The sequence below is a fragment of the Photobacterium sp. BZF1 genome (assembly GCF_014349205.1).
Classification (GTDB): Bacteria; Pseudomonadota; Gammaproteobacteria; order Enterobacterales; family Vibrionaceae; genus Photobacterium.
In genome coordinates, this window is sequence record NZ_JACSOF010000031.1 from 26,150 (window position 1) to 48,732 (window position 22,583).

Below are 22,583 nucleotides of genomic sequence, written 5' to 3' on the forward strand. Positions count from 1 at the left end.
GAGTGCTCCCTCCCGCTTCCCCTGCCCTTCGGCACTTGGTATATACTAATAAGCACAACAATGAGACAAGATTTGCACCTTTGATCCAATCCGACAAGTATGTCGTTAGTTATTGGCAGCAGCGTTGAAGATTACCCAGCGCCATCACCGGCTTTCCACCGTACCACTAGGAAGGAAGACGACAATGAGTAAGCTGTTTCAAAATCTGTTAGCGACGATCGTATTGGTATTTAGTGCCAACGCACTCTCCTATCCTATGGGGTCCATGCACTGGAACCATCGAAGTATTCTCTACTTCGCACCGGAAAAAGACCAACACGTCAATACCTTCATCAAAGAATCCTTGATGCATGATTGTATGTTGCAAGAGCGGGATATTGTCGTTGTTGTAATGACCAAAGATGGTTTCAACAAGCCTTCGGATGTTTTCAGCCCAGAAGATATCGTCCGGTTAGAAAAGCTCTATAAGGTTTCCCGCAACAAACATACCGCTATCCTGATCGGCAAAGATGGTCTGGAAAAATACCGCTGGAACGAGCAAACCAATTGGCAGCACATCACCCAGCTCGTCGACAGTATGCCAATGCGCAAGAAAGAAATCGCATACACCTCAAATAGCCGCTGCTCTATCTAGCAGCGGTCAGTCACTTACTGCAAAAATACGACTTAACAGACATTTCACTCTACGCCCCCGCCTACGCCTGAATTTTTTGAATCGGGAGGATTCATTTTTGCAATAAAAGCATTATGGTAATGACAACATCGACTTCTGAGGGCGGAATAACAATGACGACTAAGCCTTTTTTTTACCACGGACAGGACAAACAGTGGGTTACTGCGTCAGAGAGCACCCTAACTCTGACCATTGCCAGTGAAGCTGACACCCTAATTTCCACTATTTTCATTCGCTGCGAGCCAGACAACGAAGAAATGCTGATAGATATGGAAAAAGGGAGAACCGATGGCCGACTCCAATATTGGCACGGGCAAATCCCGCTTAACCAAGACAAAGCATTGACCCATTACTGCTTTAAAGTCATGCAGAACAGCCGCCAATGGTGGTTAGACAGTAAAGGGATCAGCCCCCGAATGCCGGGGCGGGAATCCCATTTCAAGTACAACGCCCAGCACCAACCTCCTCAATGGGTCAAAAACCAGGTCTTCTACCAAATTTTCCCAGACCGTTTTAACAACGGTGACCCATCAATCAGTGTGGAAGATAATGAGTATTGCCTAAATGGTGGTGAGAAACCCACTATCGCCAAAGAATGGGGTATGCCGGTCTCAGATTCTCATGACAGCAACGGGCCGAATGAGTTTTATGGCGGTGACCTAAAGGGCATCGAAGATAAGTTGGACTACCTACAATCTCTAGGGGTCACAGCGCTTTACCTAAACCCTATCTTCCAAGCGCCAAGCAATCATAAATACGATACCACCGACTACACCCGTATCGACCCACACCTGGGCACCAACGAACAGTTCGGCAAGATGGTAGCCAACTTGCACCAACGCGATATGAAAATTGTGTTGGATGCCGTCTATAACCACACTTCTGTCAATCACCCTTGGTTTAACCGCTACCAACAACCGCAAGAAACTGTAGGCGCATTTGGCAATCCAGACTCCCCTTTCCGCGGCTATTACCAATTCGATGGTGATAGTGACAACTACATTAGTTGGAAAGGTATTGATACGCTGCCAAAGCTCAATTTCTCAAATCCTGAAGTGCAAGATTATATCTATGCTGGTGAGGATGCCGTCATCAAGCAATGGCTCCGTCCACCTTACAACATCGACGGCTGGCGCTTTGATGTCATCCATATGCTGGGCGAAGGTGTGGGTGCGGCGAACAATGCCCATTATGTCAAAGCCTTCCGTAACGCGGCGAAATCAGTAAACCCGGAGTGTTATGTACTGGGTGAGCACTTCTTCGAAGCCTCCAGCTGGCTCGAGGGCGATCAAGAAGATGGTGCAATGAATTATTATGGTTTTGCCCATCCAGTGCGTGCCTTCTTTGCCAACAAAGATATTGCCTACCACAACTGTAAAATCGACGCAGCCGTGTTCGCCGAATGGCTGGAAGAAGTACGTGGCAAAGTGCCATGGCATAACCAGTTAGCCCAACTCAACCAGTTGGACAGCCACGATACCATGCGCTTTTTAACCACCCTCGGCGGGGATAAAGAAACCATGAAGCTTGCCTTGCTGATGCTGTTTACCTTCGTAGGTACGCCGTGTATTTACTACGGTACCGAGGTTGCGCTAGAAGGCGGACATGATCCAGACAACCGTCGCTGTTTCCCGTGGGAGCGTACAGAATCGCCTAACTCAACCTTCGACTTTGTCAGTAAGCTTATCGAGACACGAAAGTCCCATTTGGCGTTACAAGAAGGTAGCATCCAATGGCTGCATGCAGAGCAACAACAATTGGCTTATGCTCGTAAGCTGGAAGGAAAGCAATTAATCACCCTGATTAACAATAGTGACTCTTCCAAAGCAATCACTCTACCGATTTGGCAATTAGGCTTGCCAGAGGATAAGGTGTTAACCGACCTGTTAACTGGCGACGAATGGGAGTGCAAAGACGGTGAGCTAAGCATCACCTTAGCAGGCAAAGAAGGCTTACTACTAAGCGCATAACACTGAGTGCATAACCTGCTGGGTAGCAGCATTGCTTCTAAGCTAAAGGATTAATCAAGCCCTTATCATTCGCTCTGTTGATAAGGGCTTTAACTTACCGGATCTGCACTCAACACACTAAGCAACGTACTGAACAAATTAATTTTGATAATAGGCTTTGCTAAATACGCATCCATTCCTGCATCAAAGCATTGTTGCTTTTCACTTTCCAGCACGTTGGCCGTTAGGGCAATAATAGGAAGCTGCGCACAGTTTTGCTTTTCACGGATTTTTCTTGTTGCTTCCAACCCTCCCATTACAGGCATTTGGCAATCCATTAAGATGAGATCCGGTAGGTGTTTATCTAGGTAGTTAACCGCCTCTTCACCATTATCGACAGTATCAATATTGCATAGCCCCATAGATTTGAGAAATGCAATAACAAGCTGCTGATTAACGTACTGATCTTCAGCCACAAGTATCCGGCAGTGAGAAAACCTCGATAAATCACAGACTTCATCACTATTAACAGCAACCGGCTGGGACTCAGTCGCATTCAACGCTTTTTTCAACCTCAAGCGGAACGAGAACTCGCTCCCAACGCCTTTTTGGCTAACCACCTTTAATTTGGATCCAAGTAAATCACAGAGACGGCTCGACACTGCAAGCCCTAACCCCGTACCGCCATATTGACGAGAGATAGAACCGTCAACTTGGCTGTATGCCTCAAATATTCCCTCGCATTGGGAGTCGGAGATGCCGATACCACTGTCAATCACCCTGATACAAACTTCAACCTGATTTGCTTGTTCTCGCAACCAATCGACACTGACCTTAACAAACCCATGATCTGTAAACTTAACCGCATTACTCAGTAAATTAGTCAATATTTGCCGTAAATGCTGCTCATCGGCATGAACATCGCAGCGCTCTTCTTCCGGTAAGTTCACCTCGATTTTCAATCCTTTCAGGCTAGCCTCTTGCGCTACAGAATTAACGCAAGATTGAACCAAACGAGATAGATTGCAATCACTTTCACAGAGCTCAACCCGGTCGCTTTCTAACCTTGAAAAATTAAGCACTTCATTTATTAAGGTGAGTAAGGTGAAAGCAGAGTCCTTGATATATTCGACCTGCTGGTTTGACTCCCGACCCAGGTTCTTTTGCTGCAGACATTGAATGAAGCCTAGAATGCCATTCATCGGTGTGCGAAGCTCATGGCTCATATTTGCCATAAACTCAGACTTTACCTGATATGCCTTTCTAAGTTGGATTGACTGTCGTTCCAACGCTTCATTGAGCTGCAAGAGCTTGTTGTTACGATAAAATAGCTTGGAGTCGACAGATTGGATTTGTCGCGCAAGATGGCCTATTTCAGAATCTTTATCAGTCAACTCTTGCAGGGTTACCTGACCTTTCCCAACTAAGGAAAGTTGTTCCGCCATTAGAGCAATTGGCCGTGTTAACCGTGAGTGAAAGAGGTATCCCGCTACCAAAACGAATATAGCCAGCGGGAGAAGTAGCTTTACCAGAATAAATACTGATGATGGTAGGCTTTCACTTCCAACCAATAACATCAACAATGCAGTCATCAATAGTAAACTCAATGATACAACACCCATCAAGATTATGAACTTGCGGGTCAACAATTGGCGATATAGCCCTAATACCGAAGAGGACAATAACGAGGAAATTTTCTCAGATGCTGTTACTACACGTTTATCCACCATCTTACTCCTGTAAATCTTATCGGCTAAAAGTGCTGACTAATTTAAGAAAGCAAGATACGCACCAACAAACGTTAAATGTAACTATATGTTTTTAATAAACAAAATAAGAAGCAAACTCCCAGTTACGAATAATCACCAATTTGAGAGTCAAATTGCTAACACTATTTGTTATCGCTCAAAAATAAGTCTGAACATTTTTTACGGGCCACAGAATCACAGCAACAAAAAGCTTGCGTTACATCACTGTTTCAACCTGCTCAAGATCACATTTCTAACCCGTTAATTTTACTAGGATAAAAACCACGCAAACGTTACACTTTCCGCCATAAAATCTATAACAAAAAAATTACAAACCGCTCAGCGGTCTCTTCCCTAACGTGAAAGGTCCTAACTAACGATGAGTCCAGAAAAATACCTTCTAGACTGGCAAACAAGCCAAACCAATGCTGAATCTATTTCCCCAATACTGGGACAGCTTTACCGACAAAAAGGCGTTGAAGTCTTAATGTTCGGCAAGCAAATCGTAAATACCTCAGTGATCGATATCGTTAAATCCCACCGTCTTTCCCGCCGCTACACCGGCTCTGAATTATCGCCAGCCCAAACCTTGCCTTTGATCCAAGAGCTGGCAACACTTGATCTCTCACCTTGCCGCGTCGATGTCGGTCAGCTAGCCCATAGCTACTGGTCTACTAATGAAGATGAGAGCAATATCAGCGACTTCCTACAGACTGCTTTACTGGAGTCACTAAAAAGCACACAATCTGTTGAAACCCGTGATGTAGTACTTTACGGCTTTGGTCGTATCGGTCGCCTACTTGCAAGACTGCTGGTAGAGAAAAGTGGCCAAGGCTACCCGCTTCGCCTGAGAGCCATTGTGGTTCGTGGCGGCAAAGATGGCGACTTGGAAAAACGTGCGAGCTTACTACGTCGTGACTCGGTACACGGCCCGTTCAACGGCAGTATTACCGTCGATGAAAATCGCAAAGCGATCATCGTCAACGGCAACTATATCCAGGTTATCTACGCCAATAGCCCAGCTGAAGTTGATTACACCACGTTCGGTATTCATAACGCACTTGTTGTTGATAACACCGGTATGTGGCGAGACCGAGAAGGACTAACCCAGCACTTAGGCTGCAACGGCGCAGAAAAAGTGCTACTGACTGCACCGGGTAAAGGCGACCTGAAAAATGTCGTATTCGGGGTCAATGAATCAGTCATTCAAGAAGATGACACCATTGTCTCGGCTGCAAGCTGTACCACCAATGCTATTACGCCAATCCTGAAAGCGATTAACGATAAGTACGGCATTGATTCCGGTCACATCGAAACTGTTCACTCGTTCACTAATGATCAGAACCTGATTGATAACTTCCATAAGGGCGAACGCCGCGGTCGATCCGCTTCGCTGAACATGGTTCTGACCTCTACCGGTGCAGCGAAAGCGGTTGCCAAAGCGCTACCTGAACTAGTTGGTAAGCTAACTGGTAATGCGATCCGTGTACCGACCCCGAACGTCTCAATGGCCGTCGCAAACCTCAACCTAAACAGCGTAGCTGAAAAAGACGAGCTTAATGCTTACCTGCGTGATATGGCGCTTAACTCGCCGCTATCTGGTCAAATCGACTATACAGAATCAACCGAGATTGTTTCATGCGACATCGTTGGCTCCCGCCATGCAGGTGTGGTCGATGGCGCAGCGACCATAGCCCAGGACAAACGCTGTGTGCTTTATATCTGGTACGACAACGAGTTTGGCTATAGCTGTCAGGTTGTTCACTGTATGGAACAAATGATGGGTGTGCGCTACAAGACTTACCCTGAAGTGAAATAGAGTTTGCTAATCACCTCAAGCTACTGACGAGAGTGGGTAGCTTGGGACTATTTCCCTTCCACCACTACAACAATAATATTCCTAGCACTTTTGCCGCCTGTTTCCTGGCGGCTTTCTTTTTGGTAAACACGGTTTAGGTTGCTTAAATTGCGTAAAGCGTAATACCCTCAAGAAGCGGCACTTCACTTCGGACTCGTTTGAAATGAGCTACTTCTCAACCTTTCTCGTCTACTTGTTTTATGGCCTTGCCTTCTTTTCTATCGGCTGCGCCATTTTGTTTCGTAACTTTCGCTACAGTAAGCTCACCATTTCCCATAGCTTGTGGGCGCTAGCCGCATTTAGCTTTGCCTATGCCTTCTACGAGTGGTCTGAGCTCTACATCAACCTATTTGGCGACCGGATACAAGAACCCAAATCCATCTACGTAGAATGGCTGCGGCTAAGTAAACTGAGCTTGGCTTTCCTTTTCCTGCTCCTGTTTGCCTGGATGGTCACGGTAGTCCAAAGCAAAAGGATTCGCCAAATAATGAGGGCTGTATTGCTCGTCGCTACTGCCGTATATTTGGCCGTTTTTCTCAATGGCCTGTCTGGCCCTTCGTTGAGCAAAGAGGCTATCACGAGCTTGGAGGTCTACGCCCGATTCATCCTTGCCTTTCCGGCAACACTCATCGCCGGTGCCTGTATGATCAATTACGGTCGCCAACTAGCCGATGACAAAAAAGCATACGGTCGATACTTTCGTTACACTGGCTACACTTTTTTATTCATGAGCCTGAGTGCAGGTGCCTTCCCTGTTGAAATGGACAGCAGTTTCTTTTACTTGCGTGTCGGTGTTGCCTACCTGTTGCTATTGTTCCTCTACCTCGCGCTCAATGTCTTCGATAAAGAAAAAGCACGTATGGTAGAGTCCCAGCTCCATCAAGCGTACTTATCAGATAAGTACAAGGCCATCGGCCAATTAGCTTCCGGCGTTGCCCACGAAATCAATAACCCCCTTGCCTCATCGACACTTTCTCTCGATATGCTAGAAAACCGCTTAACTGAGCCAAAGCAATTGGATTTGGTAAAAAGAACCCGGTTAGGAATAGATAGAGCCGCAACAATTTGTACTGCCCTGCTCAACTATTCACGCTCTGCAGAAGAAGTGACCCAAAAAACATTTGTTAATCGAGCCATCGGCTCCGCCCTACAATTACTGGCTCACAAAGCCAGGGATTTTAATATTTCTATTTGCGGTAGTGACACTATTTATTTATTCTGCAACCCAATAAAACTTGAAGAGCTGATTATCAATTTAGTCAGCAATGCAATAGACGCTTCGGGTGAAAACAAAGACATTATGATAAAGTTCGAAGAAAAGGTTATTGATGGGTATGAATATATTCTCTTATCAGTTACCGATAACGGATGTGGAATGGATATACAGACACAAAATAAAGCAATTGAACCTTTTTTCACCACCAAACCTATCGGTCAGGGAACAGGATTAGGATTGGCCATTTGCGCGCAAATTGCAGCAGACCAAAAAGGAACGCTTGCGATTAACAGTACAAAAGGGGTTGGTACTACCGTCACCGCAACACTGGCCAAGGAGATCTAACATGAGCCATAAAATCCTCGTTGTCGAAGACGATCAACTACTGAGAGAGAACATCACCGATATCCTAGAAGATGCCGGCTATGATGTTTACCCAGCAGAAAGTGCCGAGCCTGCAATGGCACTGTGCCAAGAGCATATTTTTGATCTTGCTATCCTCGACTACTTACTACCGGGCTTGACCGGCACTGAAGCAATATCCAACTTGCGTCAGTTCAACCCAAACCTTTCAATCGTACTTATCACGGCATTCGCAACGGTAGATATCGCGGTTGATGCCATGCAAAAAGGGGCGAATGACTTCATCGCCAAACCCTTTAGCAGCACTAAATTGCTGATGACCGTAAAACGTTGTATTGCTGAGAAGGCTTTTTTTCCTGAAGACAGCGAGCTGAACCTCGACAAAGTTTATTCGGCACTCTCTAACCCGATCCGTCGCGAAATAATCAAGCAACTCACTGATAATAAAGAGTTGAAGTTCATGGAGATCTTTCATTTATTGGATATTGAAGATCACACCAAACTTAACTTTCATATCCAGCAACTCAAGAAAACAGGGCTAATTACTCAAGATGACAATCGAATTTATCGTTTGTCAAAAGCAGGCGCGCAAATTTTCCGTCATCAAGTTAATCGATAAACGACCCACAACACCTACCGCTTATTAATTTAATCACAAATAATAAAAAAACAAATCAAGATAACCTCAGCTATCAGATATTATTCATCTGATAGTAGGGGTTATCACACCTTGATGAAAGTCATTATTTCCATTGAAAAATCTATTTTTCAATTTGTTTTATTATAATTTCAATTCCATGAACCTGACTACAAAATAAATCAAAAATATTGTTAAGCGGAATTACCTTACATATATTCCGCTTTCAACTGATGATAATTGGTATACTCAGGAACTGCCTACATGGTTTTTCTATCATATTTCGCTATTTCTTTTTTCGCTGTCGTCGTCTTTTTCGCCCTATCCCTAGCAAGTGAAAGTCGCTGGAGATATATGTTTTTCATGCTCTCTTTCACCTTTTCACTTCTCATCCTTTTCCTGATGATGACTTACGACTCAATGAATGCGCTTACTGCCAGCCCAGCTGACGCCAATTATCGGCAGGCAGTCTCGATCCATTGTTAAATACTACAAATGAAACAGAAGCTTATGACATACCGCTCGCATATTATTGCCCTACCCGTAGTGGTAGGTATATTGGCATTGACTGGCTGCCAGGACAATGCAACCCAGGAAGAGCCTGCACCTCTTAGACCTGTTAGAATCATCGCGGCAACCAACAGCCCTGTTGACTTCCAACACCGCTTTGCTGGCACTACGGTATCAGCCTCTACGACGAACCTTAGTTTTCAGGTATCCGGCACCATTGAGTCATTTCCGGCAAAAGCCGGAACCCGACTTCGTTCCGGCGATGTCATCGCAACGCTGGTTGATGACGACTTGCAGCTCGCCCTGAATAAAAATGAAGCCTTGCTTGAGCAAGCTGTCACCAATGCCAAAGCCAGTACATCCCGCTATCAGCGCATGAAAGAACTCCACACCAAGCAGCTGATTTCTGAGATGGACTATGACGTAGCAAAGGCTGACTATCAGGTAGGCCTCGCCAAAATCGATCAGGCACAGCAAGCTGTCGATTTAAGCCAGCAGCAAGTTCAATACGCTACCTTGCGAACCAGTGAAGAGCATTGCTCAGTCACCCAAACCTATGTCACCGAGAATGAAAATGTCTCCGCTGGACAGATGATTGCCGTGATGAGTTGCGGCAATGTGATGGAAGTCAAAGCCAATATCTCAGAAGCAACAGTCTCGAGCCTGAGGATCGGACAACCTGTCGAAGCCATTATTTCAGCGGCCCAGCCACAGCCCGTCGATGCCCACATTAGTGAAATCGGTTTGAATACGGGCAGTAACGGTACCTACTTTGTTACGGCGCAAATTGATACCCGTAACACAAAGCTGAGACCTGGCATGGCAGCAGAGTTGCTCATCAGTCGTGATTTCCTTGTCAATAATGACAGCCTGTGGGTGCCGATGAACACTGTCAATGAGTCTAATGGGCAACGCTATGTCATGACCTTTGAGTCGGAAGACGGCAATCGTGGCATCGTTCGAAAAGTAGCTGTAGAAACCGGTAAGTTTGTCGCAGGCTCCATAGAGATCACTCATGGCCTGGTTGAAGGCCAGAAAGTCATTACGGCGGGACTCAATCAAATCTATGACGGCCAGGAAGTCTTGATGCTCGTCGAGGATAGCCGCTCATGAATATCACCCAGTTGGCCTTGCAAAAAAAACAGCTGATGGGGCTTGTTATCCTCGCGGCTGTTATGCTCGGCATCACCTCTTTCCTTTCCATACCGCAAGCACAAGATCCGGGCTTTCCTATCCGGACTGCTCAAGTGATAACCTCATTTCCCGGCGCATCACCCGAACATGTTGAAGAGTTGGTTACTGACAAACTGGAAAAAGCCATCCAGGAGATGCCGGAGCTCGATAGCGTCAACAGCCTATCGAAATATGGTGTGTCGATCATCACCGTAGACATCAAAGACAGCTACAAGAACCTTCGCCCTGTTTGGGACTCACTCCGCCGCAAGGTTGACGGCGTGCAAAGCGAGCTGCCAGCTGCCGCAGGGCGTTCATCGGTCAATGATGAATACGGTGACGTCTACGGTATTGTTATCTCGGTAGTTGCCAACGACTACCAGTACAGAGAACTCAAAGACATTGCCGATCAAGTAAGAGATGAATTCTTGCGCCTGCCGCTGGTTGGCAAGGTTGATATCTACGGTGCTCAAGAAGAACGTATCTTCGTCGAATACGAAAATAGCCACCTTCAGGAACTCGGGATTTCTCCCAATTATTTGGCGCAGTTTTTAGTCAGCAAAAATACCCTGTTAAGCGGTGGAGAATGGCACACCGAGCATGAGGTCATGAGTATTGAGCCGAGCGGCAACCTTGAGTCTATTGAAGCACTAATGCGCACCTTTGTCCCATTGCCTAATACCCACGAAGTGCTCCCGCTCGGTAATATCGCCAACATCTATCGTGGTTACGAGACGCCGGCTCGCTCTATGGTAACGACCAACGGTGACAACAGCCTTGCACTCGCCATCGCCATGATTGATGGCGGGAACATCGTCAAACTAGGCGAGCAAGTCGATGAACTGCTTGACCAACTCGAGCAAACCTATCCATGGGGGGTAAATTTCGAAATCATCGCCTACCAGCCCGAACTGGTAGAAAATACCGTCGATAGTTTTGTCAGCAACCTATTCCAGGCCATCGCTGTGGTGTCTGGTGTCATGCTTGTCACACTGGGGCTTCGGACCGGCCTGATTGTCGCGAGTTTGATCCCAGTCACCATCGCCGCCACTATCGGTATCATGTATTGGTTACAAATCGGTCTTGATCAGGTCTCGCTCGCGGCCTTGATGATTGCACTTGGTATGCTGGTTGATAACTCCATCGTCATGGCAGAAAGCATCATGACCAGGATGGAGCGGGGGCAAAAGGCATTTGATGCAGCAATCGATGCCGCCGGTGAACTCAAGCTATCTTTGCTGACCTCATCCCTCACGACCTCAGCCGCCTTCCTGCCGATCTTCCTTGCCGAGTCAACGACCGGGGAATACACCGCCCCGCTGTTCAAAGTGGTCTCTATTACCTTGTTGGCATCTTGGTTCTTCTCGCTAACCATGATCCCTATGTTGTGCCTGCTTTTCTTGAAGATAAAAAAACCGGTGAAGCAAGCAGTATCATCTCAAGAACCACAAGCATCCCGCCTTGAAAAGCTTTACAGCCAAGTCTTGTCTTCCCTACTGAGATACCGATACCGGACACTCTCAGTGGTCGTAGTGGCGTTTGGTATTGCAATTTACAGCTTCAGGTTTATTCCTGTTATCTTCTTCCCGCCGTCAGAGGATCCAACATTCAAACTGGAAATAGAGCTACCCGTTGGCTCTCCGCTCAGCAAAACCGTCGCAGTCACAGAGAGCATTGATGACTACCTTGAAACACTCAAAGCTGACCCAGAGTTAGCTAGTGAAGGACTGACAAACTGGGCGGCTTTTATCGGCAATGGCGGTCCTCGATATGTACTCTCCCATACCTCCAAGCCAGCAAGTCCAAACTATGCCGTCTATTTGTTGAATACCACCAGCGGCGAAGTCGTCGACGAACTAATGGCGGATATTGACCGGCATATTTTCAGCCAATATCCCGATATTGTTCATAGCACCCGGAAGATTGAAAATGGCGCGGCTATCAAGAACCCTATCGAGGTCAGGATAATGGGCAGTGATACCGAGCAGCTTTTCAGCCTGGCCGATGCGGTCAAACAGAAACTCAGCATGATTAACGGTGTTCGTTCTATCAACGACGATTGGGGCAACAAGACCAAGAACCTATTCGTTAATATCGACGAAGCCCAAGCCCAACGCTTGGGGATCAATAATTCTGATATTGCGCAGGTTATCCAGGCCAGCACCACAGGTATCCAGATTTCTGAGTACCGGGAAAACGAAGAGATTATCCCTATCATGCTCAAGGCCAGCTCTCAGCAATACAACGGAAAAGATCTGCCTACTAGCATGAACGTGCTGACCCACACGCTCGATTCTATTCCGCTGGGCCATGTCGCCAAAGCCAACTTGGAGTGGCAGCCAGCATTAATCCCGCGCCGCGACCGAATGAAGGCCATTACCGTTTCGGCAAGTTTGGCGCCAAGCCTTACCGCCGCCGAAGTCAACAAGCAGCTAAGACCTTGGCTCAATGAGCAACAAGATAGTTGGCCGACAGGCTATCGCTGGGAGCTAGGGGGAGTGGCGGAATCATCCGGCAATGCCAACAAGTCAATTTTTGACAAACTGCCAATTGCTGCCGTCATTATATTGATGTTGTTGATGGCACAGTTTAACTGTATCCGCAAAACCACCATCATTTTGATGACGATTCCACTGGGGTTGATTGGTGTCGCTGTAGGCCTGCATCTGGCTCAATCCTATATAGGTTTTATGACCTTGCTGGGTATTATTTCGCTGGCCGGTATCGTGATCAATAACGCTATCGTCCTGATAGACCGGATTGATATTGAAAGGCAAGATGGCTTTGGCCATTACGATGCCATAATCGAAGCAGCAAAACAGCGGATGCGCCCTATTCTACTAACAACGGCAACAACAGTTGTTGGTATGATCCCACTATGGTTGGGGGGCGGTATCATGTGGGAACCAATGGCGATTGCCATTATCTTCGGCTTACTGGGCGCTACCCTATTAACCCTAGGTATTGTCCCTGTGCTCTATGCGGTATTTTTTAGGGTTAAAGAAGAAAAATAAAGGTATTGTTGGGTACTCAACAGTGACTTGCCTTATACCAGCTTCAATAAGGATCTGGCCATGCCAGATCCTACTTTTATTTCACGCTACCTTGAGTTCATGATCGTTTCCGGGCTAACTCGCGTTTTAATGGGACCTACCCTAGCGAGATATGACTATGAGCCACAATGCAATTATCAGGATAACTAACCTGAGACTGAGAACATACATCGGGTTCAACGAAGAAGAAAAGCAAAAGCAGCAAGACATTGTTATCAATGCTGAGATCCATTATCCCGCAAATAATTTATGCCTGAGCGACGATGTCGAAAACGCGCTCAACTACAAAACCATCTGCAAGAACATCATTCATCACGTCGAGAATGGCAAATTTCTGTTGCTTGAGAAACTGACCAGCGACGTGCTGGGATTATGTGTCGACCATCCTTGGGTCAATTATGCAGTCGTCACCATCGATAAACCCCACGCATTACGATTTGCAGATTCAGTCTCCCTGACATTGAGTTTTTCCACTGATGAAAGTGTAAGCGAGTAGCATGATGAATATCGAAGCAAAGTTAGTCCAACAGGCATTAATCCATAAAGGGCTTGAGTCTCCCTTGCTACCCAACGAAATGACACCGGAGCAGAAATATGAGCGAATTAAAGGACTGCTGACAGAAGTTGTCGGCGTCTTGGGTCTGGACTTGAGCGATGACAGTCTCGCCAGAACCCCACACAGGATTGCAAAAATGTACGTGAACGAGATTTTCTCAGGTCTTGACTACGACAATTTCCCTAACATATGTGTCATCGAGAATAAAATGCAGGTTGATGAGATGGTAAAAGTATCTGACATCAGCCTCACCTCTACCTGTGAGCACCACTTTGTCACCATCGACGGTATAGCAAAAGTCGCTTATCTACCTGAGTCAAAAGTCATTGGTCTATCCAAGATTAATCGAATTGTACGCTTCTTTGCCCAGCGCCCCCAGGTTCAAGAGCGCCTGACCCAGCAAATTTTAATTGCAATCCAAACCCTAACCGAAACTCAGAACGTGGCAGTGACTATTGATGCTACCCACTATTGTGTCAAATCTCGAGGTGTGATGGACGTTAATTCGAGCACGACTACCACAGCGCTTGGCGGCCAATTTAAAACCAACCCACAAACACGTGCGGAGTTCCTCAAATGAGCCAGGTTGTTATCATTACAGGGGTTGGGAAGCGGCTAGGCTTTAATCTCGCCAAGTCACTTCTTCAAGACGGATATCAAGTCGTAGGAACCTATCGCACTGAATATACCACGCTTGACGAACTCAGGAGTTTGGGGGCTCAACTACATCACGTTGATTTTTACGATCAAAGTCAGGTAGACGATTTTATCCAATGCCTAGAAAGCGCTTATCCAACGATTAGGGCCATAATTCACAATGCCTCTGATTGGATGCCTGACCCGAACTGGCAAGATAGCAATCAGGCGCTCGAGGTGATGCATAGAATGATGACGATACACGCTGCAATTCCCTACCGAATCAATCTGGCCATGCAGCATCAGTTAAGGGAATGTGGCCACGCTGACATCATCCATATTGGCGATTATGTCACCGAAAAAGGTAGCAAAAAGCATATCGCCTACGCTGCAAGCAAAGCGGCAATGAATAACCTGACCCTATCATTTGCCAGCCTTTTGGCACCAGAGGTCAAAGTCAATTCTATCTCACCGGCGTTACTTAAATTCAATCCTGGCGACGGGGAAGATTACAAAGAAAAAGCCAAAGACAAAGCGTTACTACCTAGAGAGGCAGGCTTCGAAGAAGTCATTGAAGGAGTGAAAATGCTGTTCAATAGCCGGTTTATGACCGGTAGAAATTTACATTTTGACGGTGGTCGTCATTTAAAATAAAAAAAAGCTTCTCTTGCAGCAATCCAACAAGAGAAGCAAAACCAATGATGATAAATTTAATTGCCTTAAAGCTTAATCAAAGCCTGTGTATTATTGCAGTTATAAATAATTTAACTAGATAATATTCACTATCAAATAGTGATAGTTATATCACTGTTGTTCACATAAACTTCGATAATTTATTTTATTGCCTTATAAATCAAAAGCTTAGGCTGTTTATTTTAAATCATCATTTGAGCAGTACGCGCATGCTCGTATTATGGTCAAATTATAATTTGTGCTTTTAATCATTTTTAATGAGCACATGAATACCCTGACCAAAAGAGCCAGAATTAATACGATAAGAGTAATTTTTCGCCGCGAATTGTATGGATTTTGATCAGCCATTACAAGCAAATTTGCTCTTATAAATTCAACCGGTCAAATATTGCGCACAAGGCTGCGACTGGCTCATTTTTTAACCTGTATAATTAACATTCAATATGATTCAATAGTCTCATAACTATTGGGTTTCGAAACAATAAACTACATCTAGATAAAAAAGCCCCGAACATTCAATGCCCGGGGCAAAACAACTATAAAGAATGGAATTTAATAAGCTTTTCTGAAACCTTGTTGAAAACTGGGCTGCCGGTCGGTAAGCCGTGCCCAGCATCAATGTCGGTTTAGCGGCGCATTTGTTTTTGACTCAATTCAACAGCACGAAGCTGTGCCATCGCTTTTGCCAAATCCATCTGCGCCTGTGCGAAGTTCACATCGTCTGCATGCTTAACAATGTTCTCTTCGGCTGCACGGCGTGCTTCGTCCGCACGGGCTTTGTCGATGTCCTTCCCGTGCATCGCCGTATCGGCTAGCACGGTTACTACTGAAGGTTGTACTTCAACAATCCCGCCAGAGATGTAAAGGATTTCTTCAGGATCCTTTAGATCGGTAACGAAACTCGCCACACCTGGTTTGATCCGGCTCAGCAAAGGAGAGTGGCCCGGGCGAATACCCAATTCACCATCGAACCCTGCAATCGCCAGCGCATGGGCCGGACCAGAAAACAGCGGGCCTTCGGCACTCACAATGTTGAGCTGGAACGTATTCTGAGTAACGCCAATTGCCATAACTTACCCCTTTAGATCTGCTTCGCTTTTTCAATTACTTCATCGATATTGCCGCAGTACAGGAATGCCTGCTCCGGAATATCGTCATACTCACCGCTTAACAGCCCCTTAAAGCCCTGGATCGTTTCTTTCAGAGAAACAAACACCCCAGGCTGGCCGGTAAAGACCTCTGCTACGTGGTATGGCTGAGTCAAGAAACGTTCAATCTTACGGGCGCGAGCAACGGTTTGTTTGTCTTCTTCTGACAGCTCATCCATCCCCAAAATAGCGATGATATCCTTGAGCTCTTTGTAGCGTTGCAACACGGTTTGGACACCACGTGCGACCTGATAATGCTCCTGACCCACAATCAGCGGATCAAGTTGGCGTGACGTTGAGTCCAATGGATCAATCGCTGGGTAAAGCCCGAGTGCTGCAATGTTCCGTGATAGAACCACGGTCGCATCCAAGTGGGCGAAGGTGGTTGCTGGTGATGGGTCCGTCAAGTCATCTGCCGGGACATAAACAGCCTGGATCGAAGTGATCGAGCCTTTCTTGGTCGAGGTAATTCGCTCTTGCAGTACCCCCATTTCCTCAGCCAGTGTCGGCTGGTAACCCACCGCGGATGGCATACGGCCCAGCAAAGCTGATACTTCGGTACCGGCTAGGGTATAGCGGTAAATATTATCGATGAAAAGCAGGACGTCACGACCTTCATCGCGGAAACGCTCAGCGATCGTCAAGCCAGTAAGTGCAACACGCAGGCGGTTACCCGGTGGCTCGTTCATCTGGCCGTACACCATTGCAACCTTGTCGAGTACCCCCGCTTCTTTCATTTCGTAGTAGAAGTCGTTGCCTTCACGGGTACGTTCCCCTACCCCGGTAAACACTGAAAGGCCTGAGTGCGCTTTAGCGATGTTGTTGATAAGCTCCATCATGTTGACGGTCTTACCTACACCAGCACCACCGAATAGGCCGATTTTGCCGCCTTTGGCAAACGGGCAAATCAGGTCAATAACCTTTACCCCAGTTTCCAGCAGTTCGGTACTGTTGGCCTGCTCTTCATAGGAAGGAGCCTCACGGTGGATGGCATACGTCACGTCTTCACCAATTTCACCGCACTCATCAATCGGTGTACCCAATACATCCATGATCCGTCCCAATGTCGCTTCACCAACAGGAACAGAAATTGGGGCACCCGTGTTCTTTACGGTAAGACCACGACGCAAGCCGTCTGATGAACCCATCGCAATACAGCGAACAATGCCGCTACCGACTTGCTGCTGGACTTCTAATACCAACGATGCATGATCGCCATCGATAATATTCAGCGCGTCATACACACGCGGCACGCTGTTCTGGTCAAATTCCACATCAACGACCGCGCCGATGACTTTGACAATTTTACCCGTACTCATTTGTTATCCTCGGAATTTCAATTACACGGCCTGGGCACCCGCCACAATTTCACTCAGCTCTTGAGTAATTGCGGCCTGTCGGGCTTTGTTGTAAACCAGTTGGAGATCGTTAATCAGGGTGCCGGCGTTGTCTGTTGCCGCCTTCATTGCCACCATCCGGGCGGCTTGCTCACATGCACTGCTCTCTACCGTTCCCTGATAGACCTGCGATTCGATATATCGCAGCATTAACTCATCCAATAGCGCCTTGGGATCTTGTTCGTAGATATAGTCCCAACGACCTTTTAGCTTTTCGCTTTCACTGTCATCAGACTGCGCCAATTCTGGCCGTGGTAGCAGTTGAACGACTTGCGGCTTTTGAACCATGGTGTTCACAAACTCGTTGTACACCAGATAGAGGCGGTCAATTTGCCCTTCATCATACTGCTGTAGCATGGCTGTAACCGGACCAAGCACTGCTTCCAGTTTGGGTTTGTCACCCAGGCCAGAGGCCTGAGCGACAACATTACCGAATCGATGGAAGAAAGAGATGGCTTTGGAGCCAATCAGCGTTGTATCTACGCCGACCCCTTTGTCACGCCATTGCTGCATTTCTCCCAGCACTTTCTTAAACAGGTTGTTATTCAAACCACCACACAGTCCCCTATCCGAGGAGATGATGATGTACGCAACCCGTTTTGCATCCCGTTCTTCGAGATATGGGTGCTGGTATTCCAGCGAGCCCGAAACAACATGGCTAATGACCTTACGCATGTTGTCTGCATAGGGACGCGTTGCTGCCATGTTGTCTTGCACCTTGCGCATTTTGCTCGCGGCAACCATTTCCATCGCACTGGTGATCTTCTGGGTGTTCTGGACACTACAGATCTTGGTGCGAATTTCTTTTGCGTTTGCCATTTTTCGCTCCTGTCTACCTCATTGCTATGCCGCTGTGCGGCCTTCCCTGCCGATTAAAACGACTGGGTATCCATAAAGGTCTTCAACAGTTGGTGCAGGCTGGCTTCAATCGCATCGTGGTAGTCGCCCGATACATTGATTGAGGCCAGCAAATCAGGTTGTGTACTCTTGGCAAAAGCCATCAGCTCAGCTTCAAAATCACCTATTTGCGCGAGTGTGATGCCATTGAGGTAACCTTTCTCGGCGGCAAATATCGCAATGGCTTGCTCGGCAACTGACATTGGCGAGTACTGTTTCTGCTTCATCAACTCGGTTACTTTCTCACCGTGATCTAGCTGTTTGCGAGTTGCATCATCCAAATCAGAAGAGAACTGGGCAAAGGCTGCCAACTCACGGTATTGTGCTAATGCCGTACGGATCCCGCCTGATAGCTTTTTGATGATCTTGGTCTGGGCAGCACCACCTACACGCGATACCGAGATCCCCGGATCAACCGCCGGACGCAGACCTGCATTGAACAAGTGGGTCTGCAAGAAGATCTGACCATCAGTAATCGAAATCACGTTGGTTGGTACAAATGCAGACACATCACCCGCTTGTGTTTCGATAATCGGCAATGCGGTTAGCGAACCGCTCTTGCCCTTCACTTCACCGTCGGTAAAGCGGGACACATACTCTTCATTAACTCGAGCTGCACGCTCTAGCAAACGAGAGTGAAGATAGAAGACATCACCAGGGAAAGCCTCCCGACCCGGTGGGCGCTTAAGTAGCAGGGAGATCTGACGGTAGGCGACGGCCTGTTTGGACAAATCATCGTAGACAATTAGGGCATCCTCACCACGGTCTCGGAAGTATTCTCCCATGGTACAACCGGCATAAGGAGCCAAGTATTGTAGGGCCGCCGCTTCTGAAGCCGAGGCAACAACGACGATGGTATTTTGCAGAGCACCATTCTCTTCGAGCTTGCGAACTACGTTTGCAATGGTCGATGCCTTTTGGCCAATTGCGACATAGACAGAGTAGATACCAGAATCTTTCTGGTTGATGATGGCATCAATAGCCATCGCTGTCTTACCGGTTTGACGATCCCCGATGATCAATTCACGCTGACCCCGACCGATTGGCACCATAGAGTCAACCGCCTTATAGCCAGTCTGAATAGGTTGATCAACAGACTTACGGTCGATAACCCCAGGGGCAATAATCTCAACAGGTGCAAAACCGTCATTTTCAATTGCACCTTTACCGTCTAGCGGCTGGCCTAGGGTATTCACAACCCGGCCCAATAGGCCTTTACCTACAGGTACTTCAAGAATGCGGCCTGTGCCTTTTACTTTCATGCCTTCTGCTAGGTCAGCATATGGGCCCATGACTACCGCACCCACCGAGTGTCGCTCTAAGTTCAACGCCAATGCATAGCGATTACCCGGTAGTTCAATCATCTCCCCTTGCATCACATCGGCTAGACCATTAATGGTAATAATGCCGTCACTAACAGAGATAATAGTGCCTTCATTACGAGCCTGGCTGGCTACGTTAAAGGTCGCGATCCGTTGTCGGATAAGATCGCTGATTTCATTTGAGTTCAATTGCATTTCTAGTACCTAATTACGCCTCTAGGCGGCTAGCTAGTCTGTGAATGGCGCTTTTCAGCGAACCATCAATCACCAACTCTCCGGCGGTGATTTTCATTCCCCCAACCAGTGACGGATCAATCTGGCATGTCAGGGCGACAGTGCGGTTTAATTTCCGCTCTAGCGCTTGGCTCAAGCTAGCTTTTTGCTGTTCATCGAGTGGTTCAGCCGTAGTGACACAAGCCTCAACAGTGCGTTCAAAATCAGATTTAAACGTCTGGTAGAGTTCGGCCACCTGAGGAAGTACCTCCAGCCTGCCATTTTCAGCCATCAGCTTGACCAGGTTTTGCCCATGTTCATCAATCAAGCCATCACAGATAGCCAGAAATGATAGGGTAAATGCTTCGTGAGCATCTGGGCCCTGCATATCGAGTGCTTCGATCTGGCTGGCAACAGCAGGGGCTTCAACAACTTCTTTCATCACTACCAACATTTTTTCCCACGCTGCTAGCTGGGACGCATCACGGGCATAGTCAAAGGCCGCTTTTGCGTATGGGTAAGCGATGCTTTGTGGATCGGACATTCTTGGCTCCCTTGCTACAGCTCGGTAATGATCTTATCGACCAAAGCCCGGTTTGCGTCCGTATCTAATTGACGGCTGATTAGCTTCTCTGCGCTTTCAATCACCAAGGTTGTCATCTCATGGCGTAATTCTTCGCGGATACGATGACGCTCACCTTCCAATTCCGTTTGACCTTCGGCAATAATGCGCGCTTTCTCTTGCTCAGCCTCTAATTTGGCTTCGTCGATGATCTGTGTACGACGCTTGTTACCCTGCTCAACCAAACCACTCGCTTGTTGCTTAGCTTCTTCCAGTAACTTTGCGCCATTGGCTTTGGCCAATTGCAGTTCTTTTGCCGCGAACTCGGTTTGAGATAAACCTTCGGCGATAACTCGCTGGCGCTCATCAAGCAAAGCCGTCAAAGGAGGCCAGACGTATTTCATACAAAGCCAGACAAAAATCACGAATGACAGTGCCTGTCCCAGCATGGTGGCATTTAAGTTCATTCCATCCTCTCTTTTGGTAACCCAATGTTAATTAATCGAGTGATTGAATGACTTATGCCACCGCGAAGATGATGTAGAGGCCGATACCCACACCAATCATTGGTACCGCATCAACCAGACCCATCATGATGAAAAACTGAGTACGTAGCATTGGGGTCAAATCAGGTTGACGAGCGACACCTTCAAGGTATTTACCAGCCAAGTTACCAATACCGCTTGCAGCACCAGCTGCACCTAGACCAATTAGCAGTGCACCCGCAACGTAAAGAACCGCACTAACAATATCCATGAAAAACTCCGAATTAGATTATGAAAAACGTAACTTAAGAAAATAAATTTAATGATGCTCTTCTACAGCCATTCCCAGGTAAACAATGGTCAGTACCATGAAAATGAAAGCCTGCAAGAACACAATCAAGATGTGGAACAGTGCCCACGGCACACTCAGCGCCCATTGCATCCACCACGGCATCAATGCGATAAGAATAAAAATCATCTCACCTGCATACATATTTCCGAACAGTCGCAAGCCAAGTGAAATGGGTTTGGAAATGAGTGTGACTAATTCCAAAATAAAGTTCACCGGATACAACAGCGGGTGTGTAAAAGGCTGCGTCGTTAACTCTTTAATGAATCCGACTAAACCTTTATTTTTTAGCGTATAACCAATAATAAGGATGAATACACCAAGAGCCATAGACATAGGAACATTGACATCAGCAGAGGGTAAATCCCTGAAATGCTCCAACCCCATAACACGTGCAAACATTGGCACGTAGTCAACAGGTAATAAGTCAATGGCATTCATTAAGAAAACCCATACGAATATGGTTAATGACAGAGGGCCTATCAATTTATCTTCTGTTTTAAATATTTCCTTTACTAGGTTATTAACAAATTCAAATGTGACTTCAATTAAACATTGCAATCGTCCAGGAACACCACTTGTCCCTTTTGTTGCAACATACCTAAAGACACCAATAAATGTTAAACCTAACACCCAGACCATGAACATGGAGTCAAGATTAATACTCCAGAACCCTTCGCCTGCAGTAAGGAATGTCAGATGGTGCTCAATATATTCATGAGCAGTAGTAACGATTTCCACCTTACGTCATCCTAAATTGAGGTTTATTAAGCATAGGGGTTAAACAACTTCCCAGATAAGTCAGCGAGTAAGTCATCAGCATCACTACCTCATTGATTTCAAAAAGCTTTGAAACCAACAACATAAGCAGGGCTGTGTACGTCCATTTGATGACTTCATTAAACCAAGCCAGTTGGTTGATGTTACTTCTTTTATTACGCTTAACTTTAAATGCAACAGCGAGTAAACCTAATAAAGATGGAACAACAGCAATGACTACACCGATTAATGCTGACTTAACACTCAGATAATCACTCGATACAACTTCATACAAAACAACAATTGCACCAATTATAGATTGTGCTAAGAGCAAAGATTTCACAGCGGAAATAATATCAGAGCACGGAGAGTGACCTTCCATAGAT

20 protein-coding genes are annotated in these 22,583 nt (G+C 46.6%); 10 read left to right on the forward strand and 10 right to left on the reverse strand.

The annotated features are described in order from the left end of the window. The first annotated feature begins 184 nt into the window (after positions 1 to 184). Together BIZ37_RS09070 and malZ are read left to right on the forward strand one after the other, a co-directional pair. Positions 185 to 634, forward strand: a complete 450-nt coding sequence (locus BIZ37_RS09070; protein WP_187461219.1) for a DUF4174 domain-containing protein — start codon at positions 185 to 187, stop codon at positions 632 to 634. Between the two features lie 152 nt (positions 635 to 786). Further along, positions 787 to 2,643 (forward strand): maltodextrin glucosidase, encoded by a 1,857-nt coding sequence (malZ, locus tag BIZ37_RS09075; RefSeq protein WP_187461220.1) that lies wholly within the window; start codon positions 787 to 789, stop codon positions 2,641 to 2,643. Between the two features lie 89 nt (positions 2,644 to 2,732). Here the strand turns inward: malZ and BIZ37_RS09080 are convergent, their stop codons facing one another. After that, positions 2,733 to 4,352 carry a response regulator gene (locus BIZ37_RS09080; RefSeq protein WP_187461221.1) on the reverse strand — a complete coding sequence of 540 codons (1,620 nt, stop codon included), beginning with the start codon at positions 4,350 to 4,352 and terminating at the stop codon, positions 2,733 to 2,735. Between the two features lie 397 nt (positions 4,353 to 4,749). On the opposite strand from BIZ37_RS09080, the gene BIZ37_RS09085 reads away from it, so the two are divergent. The 8 genes from BIZ37_RS09085 (at position 4,750) to folM (ending at position 15,026) form a co-directional block, all read left to right on the forward strand. Beyond that, the gene (locus BIZ37_RS09085) at positions 4,750 to 6,189 is read left to right on the forward strand and encodes a glyceraldehyde-3-phosphate dehydrogenase (RefSeq protein ID WP_187461222.1); all 1,440 of its coding nucleotides are present in this window, start codon (positions 4,750 to 4,752) and stop codon (positions 6,187 to 6,189) included. 202 nt (positions 6,190 to 6,391) lie between these two features. Further along, a complete protein-coding gene (locus tag BIZ37_RS09090; protein ID WP_187461223.1) occupies positions 6,392 to 7,789 on the forward strand; it encodes a sensor histidine kinase in 1,398 nt (465 codons plus the stop codon). Position 7,790: 1 nt separating this feature from the next. Further along, complete coding sequence (locus BIZ37_RS09095) at positions 7,791 to 8,426, forward strand: response regulator (protein WP_187461224.1); 636 nt, start codon at positions 7,791 to 7,793, stop codon at positions 8,424 to 8,426. A 513-nt stretch (positions 8,427 to 8,939) separates the two neighbouring features. Continuing rightward, complete coding sequence (locus tag BIZ37_RS09100) at positions 8,940 to 10,067, forward strand: efflux RND transporter periplasmic adaptor subunit (RefSeq protein ID WP_187461225.1); 1,128 nt, start codon at positions 8,940 to 8,942, stop codon at positions 10,065 to 10,067. Further along, positions 10,064 to 13,141 (forward strand): efflux RND transporter permease subunit, encoded by a 3,078-nt coding sequence (locus BIZ37_RS09105; RefSeq protein WP_187461226.1) that lies wholly within the window; start codon positions 10,064 to 10,066, stop codon positions 13,139 to 13,141. The genes BIZ37_RS09100 and BIZ37_RS09105 overlap by 4 nt, the downstream gene beginning before the upstream one ends. A 157-nt stretch (positions 13,142 to 13,298) precedes the next feature. Beyond that, on the forward strand, positions 13,299 to 13,676 hold the full coding sequence (gene folX, locus BIZ37_RS09110) for a dihydroneopterin triphosphate 2'-epimerase (protein WP_187461227.1): 378 nt from the start codon (positions 13,299 to 13,301) through the stop codon (positions 13,674 to 13,676). Between the two features lies 1 nt (position 13,677). Next, on the forward strand, positions 13,678 to 14,316 hold the full coding sequence (folE, locus tag BIZ37_RS09115; RefSeq protein ID WP_187461228.1) for a GTP cyclohydrolase I FolE: 639 nt from the start codon (positions 13,678 to 13,680) through the stop codon (positions 14,314 to 14,316). Further along, positions 14,313 to 15,026, forward strand: coding sequence for a dihydromonapterin reductase (folM, locus tag BIZ37_RS09120; protein ID WP_187461229.1), 714 nt, complete (start codon positions 14,313 to 14,315; stop codon positions 15,024 to 15,026). Before folE ends, folM begins: the two co-directional genes overlap by 4 nt. A 665-nt stretch (positions 15,027 to 15,691) precedes the next feature. On the opposite strand, the gene BIZ37_RS09125 is transcribed toward folM, so the two are convergent. The 9 genes from BIZ37_RS09125 to BIZ37_RS09165 all read right to left on the reverse strand — a co-directional run. Beyond that, positions 15,692 to 16,135, reverse strand: coding sequence for a F0F1 ATP synthase subunit epsilon (locus tag BIZ37_RS09125; protein WP_107298334.1), 444 nt, complete (start codon positions 16,133 to 16,135; stop codon positions 15,692 to 15,694). 11 nt (positions 16,136 to 16,146) lie between these two features. Further along, a complete protein-coding gene (gene atpD / locus BIZ37_RS09130; RefSeq protein ID WP_187461230.1) occupies positions 16,147 to 17,532 on the reverse strand; it encodes a F0F1 ATP synthase subunit beta in 1,386 nt (461 codons plus the stop codon). A gap of 21 nt (positions 17,533 to 17,553) precedes the next feature. Further along, entirely contained in the window at positions 17,554 to 18,429 is an 876-nt protein-coding gene (gene atpG / locus BIZ37_RS09135; protein WP_187461231.1) for a F0F1 ATP synthase subunit gamma, read from the reverse strand. 53 nt (positions 18,430 to 18,482) lie between these two features. Beyond that, positions 18,483 to 20,024, reverse strand: coding sequence for a F0F1 ATP synthase subunit alpha (gene atpA / locus BIZ37_RS09140; protein ID WP_187461232.1), 1,542 nt, complete (start codon positions 20,022 to 20,024; stop codon positions 18,483 to 18,485). 13 nt (positions 20,025 to 20,037) lie between these two features. Further along, entirely contained in the window at positions 20,038 to 20,586 is a 549-nt protein-coding gene (locus BIZ37_RS09145; RefSeq protein ID WP_187461233.1) for a F0F1 ATP synthase subunit delta, read from the reverse strand. 14 nt (positions 20,587 to 20,600) lie between these two features. Next, positions 20,601 to 21,071, reverse strand: a complete 471-nt coding sequence (gene atpF, locus BIZ37_RS09150) for a F0F1 ATP synthase subunit B (RefSeq protein WP_187461234.1) — start codon at positions 21,069 to 21,071, stop codon at positions 20,601 to 20,603. Positions 21,072 to 21,123: 52 nt separating this feature from the next. Continuing rightward, positions 21,124 to 21,360: a F0F1 ATP synthase subunit C gene (gene atpE / locus BIZ37_RS09155; protein ID WP_004730405.1), complete on the reverse strand. Its 237-nt coding sequence runs from the start codon at positions 21,358 to 21,360 to the stop codon at positions 21,124 to 21,126. 48 nt (positions 21,361 to 21,408) lie between these two features. Beyond that, the gene (gene atpB, locus BIZ37_RS09160) at positions 21,409 to 22,179 is read right to left on the reverse strand and encodes a F0F1 ATP synthase subunit A (RefSeq protein ID WP_187461235.1); all 771 of its coding nucleotides are present in this window, start codon (positions 22,177 to 22,179) and stop codon (positions 21,409 to 21,411) included. 1 nt (position 22,180) lies between these two features. Beyond that, positions 22,181 to 22,583, reverse strand: a 403-nt coding sequence (locus tag BIZ37_RS09165; RefSeq protein ID WP_370577323.1) for an ATP synthase subunit I, incomplete at its 5' end; no start/stop codon positions are given.